General features: G+C 56.9%; 20 protein-coding genes. 7 read left to right on the top strand and 13 right to left on the bottom strand.

Features of this window, described 5'->3' with window-relative positions; genetic code table 11:
- The first annotated feature begins 23 nt into the window (after positions 1-23).
- Entirely contained in the window at positions 24-1,466 is a 1,443-nt protein-coding gene (gene argH, locus HDF14_RS18295) for an argininosuccinate lyase (RefSeq protein ID WP_183979492.1), read from the top strand.
- Between the two features lie 366 nt (positions 1,467-1,832).
- Positions 1,833-2,438, top strand: a complete 606-nt coding sequence (locus HDF14_RS18290; protein WP_183979669.1) for a GNAT family N-acetyltransferase — start codon at positions 1,833-1,835, stop codon at positions 2,436-2,438.
- 61 nt (positions 2,439-2,499) lie between these two features.
- Here the strand turns inward: HDF14_RS18290 and HDF14_RS18285 are convergent, their stop codons facing one another.
- Positions 2,500-3,291, bottom strand: coding sequence for an ABC transporter ATP-binding protein (locus tag HDF14_RS18285; RefSeq protein WP_183979490.1), 792 nt, complete (start codon positions 3,289-3,291; stop codon positions 2,500-2,502).
- A gap of 119 nt (positions 3,292-3,410) precedes the next feature.
- On the opposite strand from HDF14_RS18285, the gene HDF14_RS18280 reads away from it, so the two are divergent.
- The gene (locus HDF14_RS18280; protein WP_183979480.1) at positions 3,411-3,833 is read left to right on the top strand and encodes a MauE/DoxX family redox-associated membrane protein; all 423 of its coding nucleotides are present in this window, start codon (positions 3,411-3,413) and stop codon (positions 3,831-3,833) included.
- On the opposite strand, the gene HDF14_RS18275 is transcribed toward HDF14_RS18280, so the two are convergent.
- On the bottom strand, positions 3,830-5,215 hold the full coding sequence (locus HDF14_RS18275) for a cytochrome P450 (protein WP_183979478.1): 1,386 nt from the start codon (positions 5,213-5,215) through the stop codon (positions 3,830-3,832). The two genes, HDF14_RS18280 and HDF14_RS18275, sit on opposite strands and share 4 nt — an antisense overlap.
- A 155-nt stretch (positions 5,216-5,370) precedes the next feature.
- On the opposite strand from HDF14_RS18275, the gene HDF14_RS18270 reads away from it, so the two are divergent.
- On the top strand, positions 5,371-5,706 hold the full coding sequence (locus HDF14_RS18270) for a hypothetical protein (protein ID WP_183979476.1): 336 nt from the start codon (positions 5,371-5,373) through the stop codon (positions 5,704-5,706).
- A gap of 57 nt (positions 5,707-5,763) precedes the next feature.
- Here HDF14_RS18270 and HDF14_RS18265 read toward each other — a convergent pair whose 3' ends face one another.
- From HDF14_RS18265 to tdh, 9 genes are all read right to left on the bottom strand, one after another.
- Complete coding sequence (locus HDF14_RS18265; RefSeq protein ID WP_183979474.1) at positions 5,764-6,519, bottom strand: AIM24 family protein; 756 nt, start codon at positions 6,517-6,519, stop codon at positions 5,764-5,766.
- A 42-nt stretch (positions 6,520-6,561) separates the two neighbouring features.
- Entirely contained in the window at positions 6,562-7,260 is a 699-nt protein-coding gene (locus HDF14_RS18260) for a glycosyltransferase family 2 protein (RefSeq protein WP_183979472.1), read from the bottom strand.
- A gap of 17 nt (positions 7,261-7,277) precedes the next feature.
- A complete protein-coding gene (locus tag HDF14_RS18255; RefSeq protein ID WP_183979470.1) occupies positions 7,278-7,754 on the bottom strand; it encodes a GyrI-like domain-containing protein in 477 nt (158 codons plus the stop codon).
- 71 nt (positions 7,755-7,825) lie between these two features.
- On the bottom strand, positions 7,826-8,968 hold the full coding sequence (locus tag HDF14_RS18250; protein ID WP_183979468.1) for a radical SAM protein: 1,143 nt from the start codon (positions 8,966-8,968) through the stop codon (positions 7,826-7,828).
- A complete protein-coding gene (locus HDF14_RS18245) occupies positions 8,965-10,425 on the bottom strand; it encodes a glycosyltransferase 87 family protein (RefSeq protein ID WP_183979466.1) in 1,461 nt (486 codons plus the stop codon). The genes HDF14_RS18250 and HDF14_RS18245 overlap by 4 nt, the downstream gene beginning before the upstream one ends.
- Complete coding sequence (locus HDF14_RS18240) at positions 10,425-11,204, bottom strand: TIGR04282 family arsenosugar biosynthesis glycosyltransferase (protein ID WP_183979464.1); 780 nt, start codon at positions 11,202-11,204, stop codon at positions 10,425-10,427. The genes HDF14_RS18245 and HDF14_RS18240 overlap by 1 nt, the downstream gene beginning before the upstream one ends.
- Entirely contained in the window at positions 11,201-11,938 is a 738-nt protein-coding gene (locus HDF14_RS18235; protein WP_221304761.1) for a class I SAM-dependent methyltransferase, read from the bottom strand. Before HDF14_RS18235 ends, HDF14_RS18240 begins: the two co-directional genes overlap by 4 nt.
- Before the next feature lie 158 nt (positions 11,939-12,096).
- Positions 12,097-12,297 carry a hypothetical protein gene (locus tag HDF14_RS18230; protein WP_183979460.1) on the bottom strand — a complete coding sequence of 67 codons (201 nt, stop codon included), beginning with the start codon at positions 12,295-12,297 and terminating at the stop codon, positions 12,097-12,099.
- Between the two features lie 22 nt (positions 12,298-12,319).
- Positions 12,320-13,354: an L-threonine 3-dehydrogenase gene (tdh, locus tag HDF14_RS18225; protein WP_183979458.1), complete on the bottom strand. Its 1,035-nt coding sequence runs from the start codon at positions 13,352-13,354 to the stop codon at positions 12,320-12,322.
- 194 nt (positions 13,355-13,548) lie between these two features.
- Between tdh and HDF14_RS18220 the strand changes: the two genes are divergently transcribed.
- Positions 13,549-14,607, top strand: a complete 1,059-nt coding sequence (locus HDF14_RS18220; protein ID WP_183979456.1) for a 3-deoxy-7-phosphoheptulonate synthase — start codon at positions 13,549-13,551, stop codon at positions 14,605-14,607.
- A gap of 30 nt (positions 14,608-14,637) precedes the next feature.
- On the opposite strand, the gene HDF14_RS18215 is transcribed toward HDF14_RS18220, so the two are convergent.
- Positions 14,638-16,329 (bottom strand): multicopper oxidase family protein, encoded by a 1,692-nt coding sequence (locus tag HDF14_RS18215; RefSeq protein WP_183979453.1) that lies wholly within the window; start codon positions 16,327-16,329, stop codon positions 14,638-14,640.
- Between the two features lie 155 nt (positions 16,330-16,484).
- A complete protein-coding gene (locus HDF14_RS18210; protein WP_183979446.1) occupies positions 16,485-17,069 on the bottom strand; it encodes a PEP-CTERM sorting domain-containing protein in 585 nt (194 codons plus the stop codon).
- 379 nt (positions 17,070-17,448) lie between these two features.
- Between HDF14_RS18210 and HDF14_RS18205 the strand changes: the two genes are divergently transcribed.
- Both HDF14_RS18205 and gltX read left to right on the top strand, forming a co-directional pair.
- On the top strand, positions 17,449-18,225 hold the full coding sequence (locus tag HDF14_RS18205) for a 3-keto-disaccharide hydrolase (protein ID WP_183979444.1): 777 nt from the start codon (positions 17,449-17,451) through the stop codon (positions 18,223-18,225).
- A gap of 147 nt (positions 18,226-18,372) precedes the next feature.
- Positions 18,373-19,893, top strand: a complete 1,521-nt coding sequence (gene gltX, locus HDF14_RS18200) for a glutamate--tRNA ligase (RefSeq protein WP_183979442.1) — start codon at positions 18,373-18,375, stop codon at positions 19,891-19,893.
- Positions 19,894-19,897 lie beyond the last annotated feature (4 nt).

Here is a 19,897-nt window from a genome sequence, read left to right as displayed (position 1 = left end):
ACTAGAGGTTCAATAAGAACGAAATGTCCAACCAACCAAACCTCGCCAAAATGTGGTCCGGCCGCTTCCGCGAACCACTCGACCCCACCTTCGAATCCTGGCAGCGCTCCTTCCCCTTCGACTGGCGCCTGGTCCCCTACGAAGTAGAAGCCAGCATAGCCCACGCACGCGCCATCGAAGCCGCCGGCATCCTCACCAGCGAAGAGCTCCTGCAAATGGAAGAAGGCCTCCGCGCCGTAGCCAAACAGCAATCCGAACAAGGCGAAGCCATCGTCACCGCCAACCCCCAGGCCGAAGACGTCCACCACTACGTCGAGCTCGAACTAACCAAACAAATCGGAGACCTAGCCCTCAAGCTTCACACCGGCCGCAGCCGCAACGAGCAGATCGCCACCGACATGCGCCTCTTCGTCCGCGAAGCCATCGACAACACCTTAGCGGGCCTCCCCGCATGGCGCAAAGCCTTAGTCGAACTAGCCGAGCAAGCAGGCGAAGCCAGCATGCCCTCTTACACCCACCTCCAGCGTGCCGAGCCCGTCCTGGTAGCCCATTGGCTCCTCGCCTACGTCAGCATGATCGAGCGCGACGTCAGTCGCCTCACCGACGCCCGCAAGCGCATGAACCTCTGCCCCCTCGGCTCCGGCGCAGTAGCGGGCGCAACCCTCGCCCTCGACCGCACCATCGCCGCCCGCGCCCTCAACTTCGACGCCCCCACGCCCAACAGCATGGACGCAACCAGCGACCGCGACTTCGCACTAGAGTTCACCCAAGCCATTGCCACCCTAGGCATCCACATCTCCCGCTTCGCCGAAGAACTAACCCTCTACTCCACCGCAGAGTTCGGTTTCCTCGACCTACCCGAGCGCTTCTCCACAGGCTCCAGTGCCATGCCGCAGAAGAAAAACCCCGACTTCACCGAACTGATCCGAGGCAAATCCGGCCGCCTGCTGGGCGCAGCCACAACACTAGCCACCCTCATAAAAGGCCTCCCCCTCGCCTACAACAAAGATCTGCAGGAAGGCCAGGAGCCAGTCTTCGACGCAGCCGACACCATCGCCGGTATCCTCAGCGTCCTACCAGCCTTCACCGCATCGCTCAAATTTCGCTTCGAAACCATGAAGGACGCCGCCCACAACGGCTATCTCAACGCAATGGCCGCCGCAACTTACCTCACCGACAAGGGCATCCCCTTCCGCAAAGCCCACGAGCATATCGGCAACGCCGTCCGCCTCGGCCTCGAAACCCAACGCGAACTCCAGCAACTCACCCTCGACGAACTCCGCACCATCTGCCCCCAATTTGGCGAAGACTTCTTCTCCGCCATCACCCTCGAAGCCACACTAGACTGTCACGACGTCATCGGAGGCACCGCCCGCCCCCGCGTCAAGACCGCCCTCGCCGAAGCGAAAGCCCGCCTAAACATAACTCAATCAATCTATCGAAGCTTTCCAGCCAGAAAAGCATAAAGGCATACCACCAAAGCAAGAACGACGGCTATCAACACGAATCCGGTGATGACATCAGATACAGGTGTTGCAAGCTCCTTCTCTTCGGACCGCCGTTGCCGGAAAAACAGAAGAAAGGGGTGTTCGGATTTACCTTCTTTGACAACCCTCGTCGTGGCAGAAAGGATTCCCATGAGGAAATGCTACCGAGTCGGGCATAAAGAAGGCATAAGTCCCAAACCAAAAACATCGCAAACATCGCATTCGAGGCTCCACAGCTCCCGTACCGCACTCCTCAACACTCGCACCAAACCACATCTTCAAATCATCCAATACTCTGCGAAAATAAAAGAAGGAGTTTAAACGCAGTTGCCCACCACCCCTTTGATGACCGTGAGTGAATCCACCTCCTCATCGCGCCCGCGCGTCGGCGGAGCCACCGTGCGCAAAGCCAAACTCCCCGATGCCGTCAACATCTTCGACCTCGTCAACTCCCTCTCGGGCGACGGCACCCTCCTCCGCCGCAACTACGCCGAGATCTGCGAAAACATCCGCGACTTCGCCGTAGCCGAATCTCCCGTCGAAGGAGACTCAGGCGGCGTCTTCCTGGGCTGCGGCGCTCTCCACCTCTACGGCCCTCACCTCGCCGAAGTCCGTTCCATCGTGGTCAAGCCCGAAGCCAAGGGCCAGGGCGCAGGCGGCCGTCTCCTCCGTGCGCTCCTCGAAGAAGCCGAAGAGCAAAAAGTCACCGCCGTCTGTCTCTTCACCCGCATCCCCGACTTCTTCTTCCACTTCGGCTTCCGCGTAGTCGACCGTACCACCCTACCCGACAAGATCTACAAAGACTGCCAGACCTGCCCGCGCCTGTACGCCTGCGACGAAGTCGCGATGGTCCGCGGCCCCCTACCCAAAATCGCAGTCCTCGGTCCCAGCCGCATCGCCCAACCCGAGCTAGTCAAACTCCAGACCGGCGTAATCTCTCACACCGACTGAAAAGAGTACACAAGTCACGAAGTGACCGCTCCACGCGCGGTGGGCCGTCCGGCAGGACACATCACCAAGCGTGATAAAAACCATCCCTCTCCGAAAGCTGCACCCCAGTCTTAAACAACTCACTCAGCCTCTCCGCAGTGAGCAGCTCCTCCTTCGACCCATCCGCAATAATTCGCCCCTCCCGCATCATCAAAATTCGGTCGATCTCTGGCGGAATATCCGCAATATGGTGCGTGATCAGCATGATCCCAGTCCCCTGCTGCGCGAGCTTTCGCATCAATCCCCTCAACTCCGCCTGCGCCGCCAAATCCAGTGCATTTGAAGGCTCATCCAGCAGCAACATCCCCGCAGACCCCACCAGAGCCCGCCCAATCATGATCCGCCGTTGCTGCCCCGCCGACATCTCCCCCACCATCTTCTCCGCAAACCCCACCGCATCAATCTGCCCCAAGACCTCCTCCGCATGCACCCGCATCGCGCCGGTTACCACAAGGTTCGGCCACAGCGTACTACTCGAAAAGAAGCCAGTAATCACTGCATCTCGCCCCGTAGTCTGGAGCGTCTGCTTCCCCGGCAACTCCGCCGAAACAACACCCAGCCGCTTCTTCAACTCCGTTAGATCCCATCGCTCGCGCCCGAAGATCCTCACCTTCGTCTCCGGCTGCACCATCGGATAGCACTCACACGTAATCGTCTTGATCAACGTCGACTTCCCGCAACCATTCGGCCCCAGAATAGCGATATGCTCTCCCGCATTCACCGAGAGATTGATATCGTGAAGAACGACATTGTCGCCACGCGCTACATTGACATGAGCAAGATGAAGAAATGGTTCTGTTGCTGTCCCGTGCATCACTTAAGAATACAGAGGCTCGCGTCCTGCTTATGCAAATCGCGACCACCCCTTATGCACCAGCAGGCCCACCTGAAGCAGGCATCACACAAGACACGAACACCGAGAGCGGAGAAACAATGGTAGACGAACCAAAGCTTCGTAATGAACAACTGGGCTATGCCTTACTCCGCGCAGTCGTCGGTGTAAATCTCATGATGCACGGCATAAGCCGCATGATCACAGGCCCCGGAGAGTTCGCAGCAAAGCTGGTCATGCAATTCGAACACGCTCCACTCCCCGCGTGGAGCGTTTGGGTATTCGGCTTGATGTTGCCGGCGATTGAAGGCCTTCTAGGGGTATTGATTCTTGTCGGCCTCAGAACTCGCGCAGCACTCGTCGCGGCGAGCCTCCTCATCATGCTGCTCACCTTCGGCTCCTCACTCTTACAAGATTGGAATCTCACCGGAATTCAACTTACTTACGCCCTGGTGTACTCCATCTTGATCTTTCTTCATCAATACGATGGTTGGTCCATCGACGCTTGGATCAAGCGACACTAATTGCGCCGCTCGACAAGAAGTGGAACTCCAAACTTCGGTCGAAGACTGATCGAAGGGTTGAGCGCAATCTCCGCGCCCGCTCCAGGCGGAGAGGTCAGCCGCCAGGCTCGCGCTATCGTGGCCACAGACAATACTCCCTCCATCCACGCCAGTCCTTCACCTATGCACTGGCGGCTGCCTGCGGCAAACGGAAAAAACGCAAATCGAGGTCGCAACCTGGCGTCTTCCTTCGCAAATCGCTCAGGATCAAAACGGAGTGGTTCAGGATAAAAGCGCGAGTCGCGATGCACAACGAACTGCGATGCCAGCAGAATAGCGCCCTTAGGAATCGCATAGCCTGCAATTTCATAAGGCTGAAAGCAGGTCCGAGCGATCACCCAGACCGGCGGATACAGCCGCAAGGTCTCCGAGAACAGTTGCGTCGCATACGGCAAACGAGCGTAGTCATCAGCCGTAGCCGCACGATCACCCAGCACCTCGCGCGCCTCCTCATGCACACGCGTCTGCATCTCCGGATGCTTCGCCATCAGCCAAAGTGCAAAGCTCAACGCATTCGCAGTGGTCTCATGTCCAGCCAGCATGATCGTCAAACACTCATCGTGCACCTGTTGGTCCGACATGCGTCCAGTCGATCCCTCAGTGTCCACCGCCTCCAGCAACATCGAAAGAAGATCGCCCCGATCCCCCGGCACCCGGCGCCGCTCCGCAATCATCCCGTAGATCATCGCATCAAGATCCGCCTGCCCCTTACGGATCCGTTTCATCGCCGGCAGCGGCAGTCGCTGAATCTGTTCAGAGAACGGCAGGATGGCAAGAGGAAGAAATCCCATAAACGCATCAACCGCCGCCGAAACCTTCTTCACCTCTTGTTGCGATTGCACATCAAGATCGAACAGACACTTCCCTACGATCCGCAGCGCCAGCTCAAGCATGTCTCCATGCACATCATGGACCGACCCCGATCTCCAACTCTGCGAGATCGCAGCCGCGTTCTTCCCGATCACCTCACCATAGGCTTCAATACGTTGTCGCAAAAACGCAGGCTGCGCAAGTCGTCGCTGGCGCATATGCAGAGGCTCCTCGCTAGTCAGCAAACCCTCGCCGAGAACGATCTTTGCCCGCTGCATCACAATCCCTCGGTGATGCTTGTTCGCATCCTTCAGGAGCAGGTCTTCGATCAGCTCCGGATGATTCAACTGATAAATATGCCGCCCGAAGATGGTGTAATGCACCAAGTCGCCATAGAGTCGCGCCGATTCACCCATCGACTCAATCGCGTTCTGACGAAACATCCGGCCGGAAAAAAACCGCGACAAAGTCGAAGGCCCTGCAGGATATCCCCCTGACCGCCCAGCGCGAATATCAAGAGCAACTGCGGTCATTCAAGCCTCTGATTTGAGTGTAGATGCACTTAGCCTGGATCGCAGCGCCAAGACGCAAGTGACTTTGATTCGCTAGACAAAAGGACTTTACGGCTTTCTTATCCTCTCCATGATCAACTGATAGAGAAGCTCCATTAGTCTTTCACGCGTATAAAATGAGCCGCATCGCCACTGTCCTGATTCTGCTTGCCGCCGCCGCTCTCGAAGCTGGAGGCGATGCTCTCATTCGTGCAGGCCTTCACACTAACGCAGCGCGGTCTCGTTACCTCATGTTCGGAGCCGCCGCAATCATTCTGTTCGCCTACGGGTGGACGGTCAATGCGCCCCCATGGGAGTTTGGAAGACTGCTCGGCTTGTACGTTGTCTTCTTCTTCGTCATTGCCCAACTTCTTTCCTGGCTTGTCTTCAAACAGCCTCTTTCAGCAACGATCCTCGTCGGTGGGATGTTGATCGTTGCCGGAGGAATAGTCGTCTCTCTCGCAAAGTCATAGCAGGAGCATCTCAAACAATCGCGGAACAAGGTGCGGGAATAGCAAAATTGATCAAGACTACATTCCCTTCAGAATGGAGCCGACAATACCACCAACAACCCCGCCCTCGGCCGCCTGCTGCGCGCGCTCCTTCGGGAGATACTCTTGAATCTGGTGGGCAAGGCGCGAAATAGGTAGGGTCTGCAGCCAAACGCGACCAGGACCAGTTAGTGCCGCAAGAAAGACTCCATCGCCACCAAAGATCATATTCTTGATGCCCGGAACGCGTTGGATCTGAAATGCAACAGTCCCCTGGAAAGCACCCACGTGGCCGGGATGAACACGAAGAGTCTCGCCCGGGGCAAGATCCTTAATAACAACCTCTCCCGATAGCTCAAGCCACGCAATCCCCTGCCCGCTGATCTTTTGCAGTAGAAATCCATCCCCGCCGAAGATACCCGCGCCCAACGACTGCTGAAATCCAACTCCCAACGAGATAGCGGCAGTCGCGCAAAGAAAGCCATGACGATGAACCATATATTCATGCCCCGGGCCAACCTCCACCGGCACGATATGACCAGGAACGCGCGTAGCAAACGCCACCTCGCCCGGCCCTCCTATTGCGCGATATTCCGTCATAAAGAGCGATCCTCCACCCGCCACTCGCGCGATAGCACCGAAGAAGCCTCCACCGCCAGCGTGCTGCGTGTGCGTAGTCATCTGGACAGTCGCTGTCATCCACGAAAGCTCCCCCGCCTCAGAGATGACCGCGTCATCTGCGCCGAGGGCAAACTCTAGAACAGGCATAGTGGTGCCAACAATACGGCTTTGCATATCTTTCTCCCGGATAGATTTAACGCGACAAGTATACGATGCTCAACCTGGCCCACGAGAAAGGCCGGTGCGAAACAATACCTCAAGAATTCGCACTGCAGCTTTCACGCTACCCCTCACATCACCCGAAACCTTGGAGACTCCAGCCACCCGCCTGCGATAGTCGACCGGCATCTCTAGAATTCGCAGCTTCTTCTGCGCTGCACGAATCTGCATCTCCAGATTCCATCCGTAGGTCAGTTCTGACATATGTAACGATTCCAGTGACGTTCTCCGTATCGCTCGAAAAGGCCCCATGTCGGTATAGTGAACGCCCTGAAAAATACGTAGAAGAGTGCCTACCAGGTGAGCAGCGAAGATCTGAGACCCGAGCATGGATCCCGCCTCACGGTTGCCACGAATGCGCGAGCCTATAACAAAATCCGCATCCCCGGACTCTATCGGAGCCACCAGCCGTGGCAGGTCAACGATCACGTCGGAACCATCCCCATCCATGTATACGAGAATCGTACTCGTAGGCAGTGCAGCCTCGCTGCCCGCTTTACAGGCGGCCCCGTAACCGCGAGCCGACCGAATCACACGCGCTCCCGCAGCCTCCGCAACGGCACCGGTCCCATCGCTGCTACCGTTATCCACGACAATGCATTCGGCAATCAGCTGCCACGGCATCTCAGAGACAACGAAACCGATAGATTCAGCTTCATTCAGCGCGGGGATGATGACAGAAATTGGCAGGGGCATAATCAGCAAAAGTTTGTTTAGCGAAGACCGACGTGCACTTCGATCTGCGCCTTCTCCGGATCGGCCGCACGCTGGTCGTAGATCTCGTAGTCAGCCCGAAATGATCGAATCCCTCCCAATTCCACTACCGGCATGGAGCAGATTCGCCCCCATGTCTCCGGAACAATCCGCTTGATCGGCCCTCGCTCCGACGTAACAATAGAGTAGCGGCCACCGGGAATATATTTCGCAACAAAATTCGCGGGAACATTCAGAATGGATGAGACCGGCAGCCCAAGAAGATAGGTGTAGTGGCCGTCAAGACCACCCTCATAGTCCGTGTACAGAGCCGTCAGATTGATGCCGGTCTTATTCGGAATCTTCGACGCAAGATTGTCCCGCAGCAGATTGTGCCAGATCTCGCCGATCTTACCTTTACCGTTTCGTTCAACCGAATTCTGGGTACGGGCTGCTATGCCTACCACGTAAAATCCTGCGTGGCGTTGGATATTCATCGCATCCTCTCTCTGTTTCGCAGGTGCGATTATAAGGGGTCGCCGCAAAGCTGCAAATGCGTGTATCGATCTCAAAGGCTCCAGCGAAGTCCACAATTAGCACAGGCGGGCGGCGGTGCGCTGGTCAGAAGACCCTCGCGAAAACGCTGGTACTCAGCACCGTTCCATATGTCACGAAGGCTTGCCTGCGTGGCATCCCCCAAAGTAAAGCTGTCATAACCCTTCATGCTGAAAGGAGCAATGCAACATGGCAGCACGCGGCCGTTGGCCGTGACATACATCAGCGACCACGGCCGGCGACAGAGAGACCAGGGGCTATCGGACCGCTGCATCTTGATCGACTCACCAGGATCAACAGCACCCGACGCCGAAAACATCACCCCTAACTGGCGCGCAACTGATTCAGCTTCACCAATGAGCGCCTCTTCCCGTTCGGTAGTATGTTCGAACAACGCCGACTCTGCCCGCGCGAGAGAGTGTTCATCCATCGGAACATCAAAAAACACCAGTCGCTGCAAATAAACTTCCATGACGCCGACGGAGTACGCCAGGCGAACGAAGTTCGGAAGCTGATCGACCGTCTCCCGCAGACCTGTCAGCCACAACGACACCCGCGGCTTCGGAGCGTCCAGCTCCCGCTGCAGTCGCGTGAAGTTCTTGACGTTCGCGACGATCTTATCGAAGAAGTCTTTGCCGCGAACCATCTGAAACACCTCTGATTCCGCAGCGTCAAGCGACACCCTAAGCTCGTCAAGACCAGCCTCAATCAAAGCCCGACCGTTTGCCTCCGTCAATAAAGTCCCATTCGTATTGAACAACACATAGATATTTCGGTCTTTCAGATACTTCACACGCTGCGCAATATCTTTCACCAGCATAGGCTCGCCAATGCCATGCAGCACGACACGCGCAATAGTCGGATATTGGTCGATGAGCGATGTGAAAAGCTCCCACGGCATATCCGCCTCGGGCTCCAGATCTTCGTAGGTGCGCGGACAAGTCGTGCATAACAGGTTGCATCGGTTCGTAGTCTCGAGATACAGACAGACGGGCTCCTGAGCCGCGACCGGAGCAAGATGTGCATCAGCCTCCGGCTTCTCGAAGTACCGGCGCATGCGATTCTTCTCCTCCTCAGCCCGCTGCGCCGCCGGGCTAAGACCCTCCTTCTCACGGAGTAGGTCATCGGGAGGAATGATCGGAAGCAATGTACTCATAGGGACTCACTCGTTACCGCCCGTTGCACAAACATAGACCGATGAATCGGCCAACGCTTTAGAGCTAATTGAATTATGAGCGCCGCGAAGACAGAAGCGTAGAGAATTTTGTTTGCGAGAAACATCTTAGGGCCTGGCTCTGCCAACGCAGTCGTGTACAGATAAAAGAAACCAAGCACATACGTCAGAATTGGCAGATTCGGCATCAGCGTAAGAAATGGAATCAACCAGAGGATGTACCAGGCGTAGTGTGGCGAAAAAAGAAACATCAACGTCGCCGCAAGCGCAAAGGCAGGCGGAACAAACGAAGCGACGGCATCAAAATCAAATGGCCTCTGATAGTGGCCCCCTTCAAAACCGGCGACGCGCCAGCACCACCAGATAATTCCTAGGAATACCGCCGCACAAAAGCCAAAATAGGTCGCGGTCGAAATATTGTGAAGACTCGGAATCTGTTGCGCGACCTCAAGCAGAAAATAGCGCGCACCAGTTGCCAGGCCCTCCTCTTTTACATACCCTCCAAGAAACCCGAAGACCAAAAGGCCAACGCTGGAATAAGCCGCATAGCCCAACCCAACCACACCCGCGACCATAGCAGGCATCTTAAAATCCCCGCGGCGATAAAGGGCAGGAAGCAGCACAAGCGGATAAAGTTTCAGCAGAACAGCGACACCGAGAAAAAGCCCCGTCAATACTGGCTGCCTTCGATAGCGAGCCAGCAAAGCCAGCGCGATGAAAGCCATCGCTGCAGAGTCAAGATGGCCCGAGCCGGCAATCTCCCACACAACCACCGGGCACCATGCATAGAGCAACGTCTGCTCGCGCCGGATGCCAAGAGAGCGAAGCAAGCCGACCAGCTCATACATCGTGACCGCTTCAAACAACACCATCACCGCCTTCATGAAGGTGATCGTCGGAGAGATCCACGTAATCAGGTAAAACAGCGCTTGCGCCGCCGGCGGATAGATAGTATGCGCATAGTCGCGTCGGTTGATCTTCTCGAAGATGCTCTCATGCGACCCGCGCAGGAAAGCAAGCGCTGCGTCCCCAGGAACATACCGGTAAGGGCTGATGTGCGCATGCTGCACCACGCCATCCCACACATACCGATAGATGTCGCTCGAAAGATACGGAGCAGCGGGCAATGCAACCAGGCGGCACGCAACTGCAACCAGAAGAATGATTGGAAATGTAAATCTATCAACCGGCTGCGTCAAAACAATGAACGCCGCGCCAAGATAAAGAATGCAAGACCAACCAGACACGCCGGAAAATCCAATGGTGAAGTGATCGTATTCACTGATGAGTTGTCGCGTAAGGAAGAACAACCCCAATCCAATCAGGACCAGAGCAGCATTCGTCTCCCAGGCGCGAGCAACCAACCAGTGCTTGCCAGCAGGAGATTCAATCCGCGTACTGGCGGGTGAGCTTCCAGCCAAGTTGGTAGTGGCGATCATCAACGGTCACTCCCCTGCTCGCTAAGCTCAATGAGGTATGCCCGAGTATATTCGGCACGATATCCGGAGAGCGTAACAAATGGTGGCGGCACGTCCTTAAGCAGTTCAGCGGTTAGCAGAGCGAGTGTCTCGCCATCGTCCACGTCATACCACAGAGGAAGAACAACGACCTCAATACCGGCAGCCTTGGCAGCTGCAACTGTCTCCGCAAAAACTGACGAGGTGCTCCACGCGATATCAGCGAAGAGTTCGGCATGAGCGTGCTTCAAACCAATCAAGTAGTAGCCCCCATCCTGCGATGGCCCAATGACAACGCGATCGCCTGCCTTTTGCAATTCGGCGATCGCCAGCTCGAAGGCGACAGCCGGAACCGTGGGCGAATCGGAGTCAACAAGGCAAACGCTTCCAAAACCGCAAGACAGAAGGTCTTGCACGGTCGCAAGAAGGCGCTCACCGAAACCATCGCCGCGCTGCGGGATCAAAGCAAAATCACTCGGCAGGAGATTATCGAAAAAATCTTCATCGCCCACCGGCGTATAAGAGATCACACCGGCTGCACAACCCGACGAAGCGACCGCGCCAATATTCGCAGCAGTATCTCGGAGAAAACAGGCGTTAAGTCTCGCCGCCTGGTCGAGGGTCAGCGGCGGAGCGAGCCTCGTCTTGACCCTGCCGGGGCGCGGCGCCTTGGCCATCACCGCAAGTGCGCATTCGCTCGCTCGCTTGGCAAGCGGATTCGCCGGATCAAGAATCGTGTAGAACGTCGTAGAAGGAGTCATAACAACGCCTCACATGCGACAGCTTGCGACCGCCCTTCCGGCACACTGTCGCGATCTTTCTCGCAAACAGCATACTGGTACCAACCGTCGTACTGCAGTTCGACCCCTCCCCACGGTTGCGAGTGAATCAACGCCGAAAAATCCGTCGAACTCATCACATCGGCCTGTCTCGGCTCGCGATATTTTCCAGCCGGGCTGCTGCTCAACTTCGAAAGTAGCCACATGCAGCCAAGCGGTATCTGGGTGCGAAAACCAGACGTTGGTTCGGCAATAAAACATCGGCCGCCCGGCCGCAGAATCCGAAAGATCTCGCTCAGCACCGCCTCCCGCTTCGCCACAATCAGAAAAAGTCTCGAAACGATCACGGCATCGATCGAATTCGAAGCATCAGGCAAAGAGTGCGCATCCCCGTGAGTAAAGGTGCAGTTCTGAAGACTTCGCCGGGCCGCCCGGGATTCGGCTCTTGCAAGCAGGCGTCGCGAGAGATCGACGCCGGTTGTGTGAATCTGCGGGTACTCCTCCGAGAGGCGGCATGCATAAAACCCCGGCCCGCAACCAAGCTCAAGGATACGCATACCCGGTGCCGGCCCCTCCGGAGGAAACAGCGCTCGACTGATCTCCGGGGTGTGGTCGCGAAACAGGTACTCACGGCAAAGAGAATAAAACCACGAGCAGCTTTCGAAGAGAGACTCCGGCGGATGCGCAGCGGGATGCGGAACGGTTCGGCCGGACATTTCGCAGTCGCTTGTCTCCACTCTTAGCCCTATCAGAATTTGAACGTGCGCTTCGGTTGAAAAGCCTGGGTTGCAGTGAATCAGATAATAGGCGCTTACTCGTCTGAAATGTTCAACTTTCTGTCACCGCACAGTTTGACGCAAATCTCTAACTAAGGTTACAGAGCAGCCCGCCCCGTAGCCCAGACCACGCAATCGAAAATTATGCGAAATTTGTTGATCGCCAAGACAAAAATCATCGCCGCAGATCCTAACCGCTCCTGCGGAGGACCCTCCGCCAGCCAAAGAAAATCCACCACCGCCTGTCCGCTAAAACCTGGAGCAACGCCGTGGTGGATGTCACATCCTGTGTCTGACACAACTCAATCCGGCTCAAACAACCTAAGCAACGTCGCTCCAGTCGAGTATCACCTTCCCCGAGTTCCCCGAGCGCATCGCCGAAAATCCATCTTCATAGTCCCGCCAGTTCATCCGGTGCGTAACGACACCCGAGATATCCAACCCACTCTGAAGCATCACGGTCATCTTGTACCAGGTCTCATACATCTCCCGCCCGTAGATCCCGCGAATCGTCAGCTGGTTGAACACCACCTGGTTCCAATTAATCGAAATATCCTCCGACGGAATTCCCAACATCGCGATCTTCGCTCCATGGCTCATATTCGCCAGCATGTCGCGAAACGCATTTGGATTACCCGACATCTCCAACCCAACATCGAATCCCTCCTGCATCCGCAACTTCTGCTGAACCTCCTTCAGCGGAGTCGCGCGAGGATCCACCGCAAGCGTCACCCCCACCTTCTCCGCCAACGCCCTGCGATATTCATTCGGATCCGAGATCACCACATGGCGAGCCCCCGCATGCCGAGCCACTGCAGCCGCCATAATCCCAATCGGCCCCGCTCCCGTCACCAGCACATCTTCGCCAAGCACCGGAAACGCCAGCGCCGTATGAACCGCATTGCCCAGCGGATCGAAGATCGCTGCGATCTCATGCGGCACCCCAGCGCTATGAATCCAGATGTTCGACATCGGCAGCACAACAAACTCCGCGAACGCCCCATTACGATTCACGCCCACACCCAGCGTATGAGCGCAAAGATGACGCCGCCCCGCAAGACAGTTCCTGCAGCGCCCACAAACCACGTGGCCCTCTCCACTCACAAGCTGGCCAATCGGAATGTCGGTTACGTTCGAGCCCACGGCCACCACTTCGCCCACGAACTCATGCCCAATCGTCAAACCCTTCTTGATCGTCGAACGAGCCCACGCATCCCACTCGTAGATATGTAGGTCGGTCCCGCAGATACCCGTAGCCAGAACACGAATCTTGACGTCGTTGATGCCCATCTCAGGCTCCGGAACATCTTCGAGCCAAAGGCCGCGTTCTTCGCGGCTTTTTACCAATGCCTTCACGTGGAGAACCTTTCCTGTTGCGTCGTGCACTCAATCGCGGCCCATTTGAAATTGGGCCGCAGTCACCATTCTATTAGCACCGAGCCCGCCGCTACCCAACCACCAACCCCGAGGCTATAAGATGAAGTGATATTCAAAGTTTCACCAGCCTCACAGCGGAATGCCGCTTCATCTGATCAAAGCAAGCGAGACCCATGCTCTTTCCCACCGATGACCTTCGCATTACCTGGACAAAAGTCGTCCTCCCGCCCGTCGCTCTCGAAGAAGAACTCCCCATCACCGAAGCCGCCTCCGCGACTGTCCATAAAGCCCGCACCGAAATCATCAAAATCATCCACGGCGAAGACCCTCGTCTGCTGGTAGTCGTAGGCCCCTGCTCCATCCACGACACCGACGCCGCCCGCGAGTACGCCGACCTCCTCAAAACCGCAATCGCCGAACACTCGCGCGATCTCTGCATCATCATGCGCGTCTACTTCGAAAAACCCCGCACTACCCTCGGCTGGAAGGGTCTCATCAACGACCCGTACCTCGACGAGTCCTTCCAGATCAACGACGGCCTCCGGCAGGCCCGCCATCTCCTCCTCGACCTCGCCGAAATAGGCGTTCCCGCCGGCACCGAATTCCTCGACATGATCTCCCCCCAGTACGTCTCCTCCCTTGTCAGCTGGGGAGCCATCGGCGCCCGCACGACCGAAAGCCAGGTCCACCGCGAACTTGTCTCCGGTCTCTCCTGCCCCGTCGGCTTCAAAAACGGCACGTCCGGCAACGTGCAGATCGCCATCGAAGCCATCCTCTCCGCCGGTCAGGCGCACAACTTCCTCGGCCACACCAAGCATGGCCAGACCGCCATCTTCGTCACCAAGGGGAACCGCGACTGCCACATCATCCTTCGCGGAGGCCGAAACACCACCAACTACGACGCCGCTGCCGTCGAAGAGACCTGCAAGCAAATGGAGAAAGCCGGAATCCTCCCACAGGTCATGATCGACTGCAGCCACGCCAACAGCCACAAAGACCACACTCAACAGTCAGCGGTCGCCCGCAACGTGGCCACCCAGATCGCCGCAGGCGACAAGCGCATCATCGGCGTCATGCTCGAAAGCAACCTCGTCGCAGGCGCGCAAAAACTCGTCCCCGGCCAGCCCCTCGTCTACGGCCAATCCATCACCGACGCCTGCATCGACTGGCCTGAAACCAAAGCCGCCCTCGCCGAACTAGCCGCCGCCGTACGCACCGCTCGCAACTCCTGAGTACCGCCTGCGTTCACTCGCAAGCCAAATTCACTGAGTCGGTCTGCCCTGGGGGAGCACACGAATGATAGCCATCATTCCGCTATCTTCATGCCCCAGGATGTGACAGTGGTACACGAAGTCTCCGATGTCGGGCCCACGGAAGTCCATCCTTAGTTTCACGCTCGGGTAGGATCCACTTCCGCTCCAGAAGGGTACGTTGATCATGTCGCGATACTCCCCTTCGACCGGCTTGCCGTCACGTTCGAGAACAAGAAAATGAATCTGGTGAATATGAAACTCGTGGTTTTCAAGAGCACGGTTCTCAATCGTCCAGTCTTCGACTGACCCCTGGGTCGTAATGATCGCAGGCGGGTTGTCGGGATCGAAAAGCGTTGGTGTCGCTCCATCCACGGTAATGAAAAAATTAGTTGGGCTGTTAGGATCGGTCGGATCGGTGAGCACCTCGGAGAAGTAAAGTTTCCTCTGCTTCACAGGCTTCGCTTCCGACAATCCCTGAAAACGCATATGCAGTGGTGGTGGTGCCGAGACCGCGCCAACAGCAAGCGAAGGATTTTTCGCCGCGTCGCTAACCTTGATCGCCGCGAGCGGCCGTTGCGGGTCGTTATCTCCGTCCGGCCCCGTATCGACATTCAAGGTAAGCAGAGTGGCATTTTTCACACTCTTAGGTGGCGCTCTCAGGATGAACTCAACACGAGCTGCTGGTGCAAGAAGAAAATGCTTCCTGGATAGTGTTCTTCCTCCAGATCTTCCATCCTGCGACCCGGTCGGAACGCCATCAATCGCGACGATCTCAAGGTCTTGCGCTACACCGTCGTACTGGACCTGCAGATCAAGGATCGTGTCTGCCGCCGCGTTTACCACCCGCCAGAACTGCTTCTGCATTGGCTTGGCTGGAATTACTGCGGGTTGGTACTCCGGGTAAACCACCGGGATATAGTTGAGCGAAAGATCCCACGCCGGCACATCATCGGCATTAGGAGCCCCAGGGACCAGGTTGTCTCGAACAATCAGGGTGCGCTCCGGCAATGCTGCCACATCATGATTAATATTTTCAATGCCCTCGACGATGATGGCGCCTGAGGCACCTCCCTGGACCGCTGCCTCGGAGATTCCGTGAACGTGCGGATGATACCAGTAGAGTCCCGGAGGCTCATCAAGAGGAAAATGCACATCGTACTGAAATGTCTCCCCTGCATTGATAAGCGTTTTAATCACTTCATCCTGATGACAGATCGGCGGTGTATTCGTCCCGTGATAGTGAAGATTCGTGGATGTGTCCGTCATGACCATTCCACCGCAGTTTGGAGACGCCTCATGAGACTGCCCTGAGATGCTGAATTCAGGGAGCGTGCTCATGCCCGCCATTGCATGCTTTTGATAAGAAGGCGTAGTAGATGGCGGCAGCGCGTTCTTGAGCTTCACCAGCAACTCATCGCCCGGGCGAACGTGCAGAGTGGGTGACTGGCTTCCGTCCTCGCTCATGAAGCAGTACAAGACATTTCCGTACTGATCGACGCGGGTTTCGTAAGTAAAGCTCACCTGCAAAATTCCATGACTGCTGAATAGATCTTTGGGCTCAACCAAACTACTACCCGCAGGATAACGAGGACAGATTGTACGATTCGAAGTCTCAGACCCTGCAGCATAAGCCCCAGGCACTGAAACAATGGCCGCCAGACACAGTAACGCTACGCTAACAAATAGGCTCTTTCGCTTCATTGTCGGAATCCTCAAAATAATTTGGAACAGCAAGGGCCCGACGATCAGCGATCGTTGTCACCAGAACACAATAAAAAAAGGAATTTACACAGCGAAATTCGAGTGCCAGCAGGACTGGAGCCCGCTGGCACTCGAAGATACTTAAACAAGTTGCTCTATAAAGCGAACCGGCGCTTAACCGCCCCACAGAAACCTACAAGCCCTGTTCCAAGCAAAACCAGCGTACTCGGTTCAGGCACCGCGGGGGCTGGGGGTGTCACAACTACCTGAGACGGAACCAGCGCTTCCTCAAGAGAGAAAAATGTATTTCCTCCGCCAGCAGCAAGCGGCGTAACGAAATCCACCGTCCCAGCCGTTGCAGAGGGATTAATCCCCGAGTAGAAGCTGTCCGGACCACCATAGCCGCTTGTATCTTTCGAGTTGCCGGTAACACCAAAGGTGTCGATGCCATCGCCATCGAAACCGAAGATGTCAGTGTTTGAACTGAGGCTGATCGAGCTTAGAGCACTGGTTGAGTTATTGATGATTCCGATGAGCGTGTCATCAGAGCCATCATAGGTTCCACCGGCAAGCGCAAAGCTCGGTCCAGTCGCTACCGTCGTTCCGCTGTTCGTAACAGTGATGACCAGATCGCAACCGGCGGTTGCGTCGCCAACTGCAGGGCAAAGGGAGGCTGCGTGAAGTGCGCAAGGGACAAAAAGTCCAACCGCAGCCACGGCGGCGATTTGCAAAATCTTCATAGTGATTCTCCTAATATGCGATTTTTGAAGCCGGGGCCTACGTGCATTGGAGACACATCAAGATCGTTCTAATTGATGGGGAGTTCGCTCGAGCGCTAAGTTGAGGAGCAACCACAGTTATGCAAGTTAATCACCAAAGTCGCGTGCTCAAAATAAAAGAGATTTTGCACGGTAATTCTGCGAATATGCAAGACCTTGCATCTCTACCAGGGGGGATCTGCTCACTGATACGGGAAATACCTTGCTCAAACCCAATCGAAAACGCCTTCGTCACTAAATCGAAGGTGCAGCCGCCATCCCTCCGCGTCGCTCAGCTTAGGATCAGTTTCACGATCAAACAAGATCAGGTACCCTCGTTAAAATCATGTGCTCTTCCCAAATGAATCTCTCAGCCCTCGTAATCCTGACCGCCCTCGCCACCTCCCTCCCCGCGCAACAGCCAGCGGCTCCAAAACACCAGGACACAGAAGTCTATGAGCCGGTGCCCCCAATCGTCACACCCGGCGCCACTGACGCCGCCCCTCCCTCCGACGCAATCGTCTTATTCGACGGTAAAAATCTCGACCAATGGGTCTCCACCAAAGACAAGTCCCCCGCCAAATGGACTGTAGCCGACGGCATACTCACCGTCAGCAAAGCCCCAGGCACTGGCAACATCGAGACCAAACAAGCCTTCAAGAACTACCAGCTCCACATCGAGTGGAGAATCCCCGAAAACATCACCGGCACCGATCAGGCACGCGGCAACAGCGGCGTCTTTCTCGCCTCCACCGGCCCCGGCGACGACGGATACGAGCTCCAGGTCCTCGACTCCTACAACAACAAGACCTACGTCAACGGTCAGGCCGGAAGCATCTACAAGCAAGGCATCCCACTCGCGAACCCAAACCGCAAACCCGGCGAATGGCAGACCTACAACGTGATCTGGACCGCACCAACCTTCAACTCAGACGGCACCCTCAAGACTCCCGCCTATGCCACAGTCTTCTTCAACGGCGTCCTGGTCCAAAATCACTTCGAGCTAAAAGGCCAGACGCTCTACATAGGTCAGCCCTTCTACAAACCGTACGACACGGCCCCAATCAAGCTCCAGGCCCACGGAGACAAGAGCGAACCCATCAGCTTCCGCAACATCTGGGTCCGCGAAATCAAGTAGCAATCAGCCCGCAGCGATCCCTCACATCGCCCCGGAGATCACAAGCGCGAACAGGCATTGACGCGACGCCACGCCGACCGAACACCCAGGCCAGCCAAGCACATGCCTCGGGACAGCTCCCTCTGCTAGCATTAACTCTTGGCCTTTATGACGAATAGCACTAGCACCACCGAAGCCCCCATCCGCGTCCGCATCGCTCCTTCCCCCACCGGCGACCCCCACGTAGGCACCGCCTACATCGGCCTCATCAACTACCTCTACGCCCGCCAGCGCAACGGAAAATTCGTCCTCCGCATCGAGGACACCGACCGCGCCCGCTTCGTCGCCACCTCCGAGCAGGAGATCTTCAACTCCCTCCGCTGGCTCGGCCTCACATGGGACGAAGGCCCCGACCTCGGCGGCCCCTACGGCCCCTATCGCCAGTCCGAGCGCACCGAAATCTACCGCGAGCACGTCGAGCTCCTCCTCACCAACGGCACCGCCTACCGCTCCTTCGAAACTCCCGAAGAGCTCGAAGCCCTCCGCCAGCGACAGATCGCGGCCAAGCTCCCCCCACGCTACGACGGCGCCCACCGCGAACTCTCACAGGCACAAATCGACGCCTACCTCGCCGAAGGCCGCGCCTACACCGTCCGCCTCAAAGTCCCCGCCGGCGACCCCGCCTTCACCGAGTTCCGCGACGAACTCCGCGGCGTCATCCGCTTCGAGCACTCCAACGTCGACGACCAGGTCCTCATGAAGTCCGACGGCTTCCCCACCTACCACCTCGCCAACGTCGTCGACGACCACCTCATGCGCATCACCGACGTCATCCGCGCCGAAGAGTGGATCTCCTCCACCCCCAAGCACGTCCTGCTATACAAAGCCTTCGGCTGGGAGATCCCCCGCTTCTGGCACATGCCTCTCCTGCGCAATCTCGACAAATCCAAAATCTCCAAGCGCAAAAATCCCGTCTCCCTCATCTACTACCGCCAGGCCGGCTTTCTCCCCGAAGCCATGATCAACTTCCTGGGCCTCATGGGCGGCGGCATGCCCGCGCCCACCACTGAATCCACGCTCGCGCAGCCCGCCGCCAAGCAAAGCGAGACCGACATCTTCACCCTTCCCGACATGGTCGCCCGCTTCGACGTCAAAAACATTCGCCTCGGCGGCCCCGTCTTCGACCTCACCAAACTAAAGTGGCTCAACGGCGAATACATTCGCGCCCTCACCCCCGAGTCCTTCTACGCAGCCCTGCGCGAAACCATCCTCAGCGACGCGTACCTGCAACAAATAGCCCCACTAGTCCAAACCCGCATCGAAACCCTCGGCGAGTTCGGCAACCTCACCCACTTCCTCTTCGCCGACGACATCATGCCGCCAGCCGAAGTCTTCGTCCCCAAAAAAAGCACCCCCGAAGAAACCCTGGCCTTCGCCGCCGAGCAGCTCACCGTCCTAGAAGCCACCGACTGGACCCACGAAGCCCTCGAGCCCGCCCTAAAAAAACTAGGCGAAGAAAAGCAGTGGTCGGTCAAAGAAAACTTCATGCTCCTCCGCGCGATCCTAACCGGCAGCACCATGTCCCCGCCACTCCTCGAAAGCATGGTAGTCTTCGGCAAATCCCGCACCCTCGACCGCGTCCGCCGCTTCCTCGAAACCCAAAAGAAGTTAGCTCAGACGAAAAAGTAGCGAC

Source organism: Tunturiibacter gelidiferens (assembly GCF_014201335.1).
In the GTDB taxonomy this organism is placed as follows: Bacteria; Acidobacteriota; Terriglobia; order Terriglobales; family Acidobacteriaceae; genus Edaphobacter; species Edaphobacter lichenicola_E.
This window is presented reverse-complemented; position numbering and strand designations above follow the sequence as displayed.

What these genes read in the sequence shown, in the direction of transcription:
- argH (WP_183979492.1), top strand. Translation starts at nt 24, where the DNA reads ATGTCCAACCAACCAAACCTCGCCAAAATGTGGTCCGGCCGCTTCCGC.
- HDF14_RS18290 (WP_183979669.1), top strand. Translation starts at nt 1,833, where the DNA reads ATGACCGTGAGTGAATCCACCTCCTCATCGCGCCCGCGCGTCGGCGGA.
- HDF14_RS18285 (WP_183979490.1), bottom strand. Translation starts at nt 3,291, where the DNA reads ATGCACGGGACAGCAACAGAACCATTTCTTCATCTTGCTCATGTCAAT.
- HDF14_RS18280 (WP_183979480.1), top strand. Translation starts at nt 3,411, where the DNA reads ATGGTAGACGAACCAAAGCTTCGTAATGAACAACTGGGCTATGCCTTA.
- HDF14_RS18275 (WP_183979478.1), bottom strand. Translation starts at nt 5,215, where the DNA reads ATGACCGCAGTTGCTCTTGATATTCGCGCTGGGCGGTCAGGGGGATAT.
- HDF14_RS18270 (WP_183979476.1), top strand. Translation starts at nt 5,371, where the DNA reads ATGAGCCGCATCGCCACTGTCCTGATTCTGCTTGCCGCCGCCGCTCTC.
- HDF14_RS18265 (WP_183979474.1), bottom strand. Translation starts at nt 6,519, where the DNA reads ATGCAAAGCCGTATTGTTGGCACCACTATGCCTGTTCTAGAGTTTGCC.
- HDF14_RS18260 (WP_183979472.1), bottom strand. Translation starts at nt 7,260, where the DNA reads ATGCCCCTGCCAATTTCTGTCATCATCCCCGCGCTGAATGAAGCTGAA.
- HDF14_RS18255 (WP_183979470.1), bottom strand. Translation starts at nt 7,754, where the DNA reads ATGAATATCCAACGCCACGCAGGATTTTACGTGGTAGGCATAGCAGCC.
- HDF14_RS18250 (WP_183979468.1), bottom strand. Translation starts at nt 8,968, where the DNA reads ATGAGTACATTGCTTCCGATCATTCCTCCCGATGACCTACTCCGTGAG.
- HDF14_RS18245 (WP_183979466.1), bottom strand. Translation starts at nt 10,425, where the DNA reads ATGATCGCCACTACCAACTTGGCTGGAAGCTCACCCGCCAGTACGCGG.
- HDF14_RS18240 (WP_183979464.1), bottom strand. Translation starts at nt 11,204, where the DNA reads ATGACTCCTTCTACGACGTTCTACACGATTCTTGATCCGGCGAATCCG.
- HDF14_RS18235 (WP_221304761.1), bottom strand. Translation starts at nt 11,938, where the DNA reads ATGTCCGGCCGAACCGTTCCGCATCCCGCTGCGCATCCGCCGGAGTCT.
- HDF14_RS18220 (WP_183979456.1), top strand. Translation starts at nt 13,549, where the DNA reads ATGCTCTTTCCCACCGATGACCTTCGCATTACCTGGACAAAAGTCGTC.
- HDF14_RS18215 (WP_183979453.1), bottom strand. Translation starts at nt 16,329, where the DNA reads ATGAAGCGAAAGAGCCTATTTGTTAGCGTAGCGTTACTGTGTCTGGCG.
- HDF14_RS18210 (WP_183979446.1), bottom strand. Translation starts at nt 17,069, where the DNA reads ATGAAGATTTTGCAAATCGCCGCCGTGGCTGCGGTTGGACTTTTTGTC.
- HDF14_RS18205 (WP_183979444.1), top strand. Translation starts at nt 17,449, where the DNA reads ATGAATCTCTCAGCCCTCGTAATCCTGACCGCCCTCGCCACCTCCCTC.
- gltX (WP_183979442.1), top strand. Translation starts at nt 18,373, where the DNA reads ATGACGAATAGCACTAGCACCACCGAAGCCCCCATCCGCGTCCGCATC.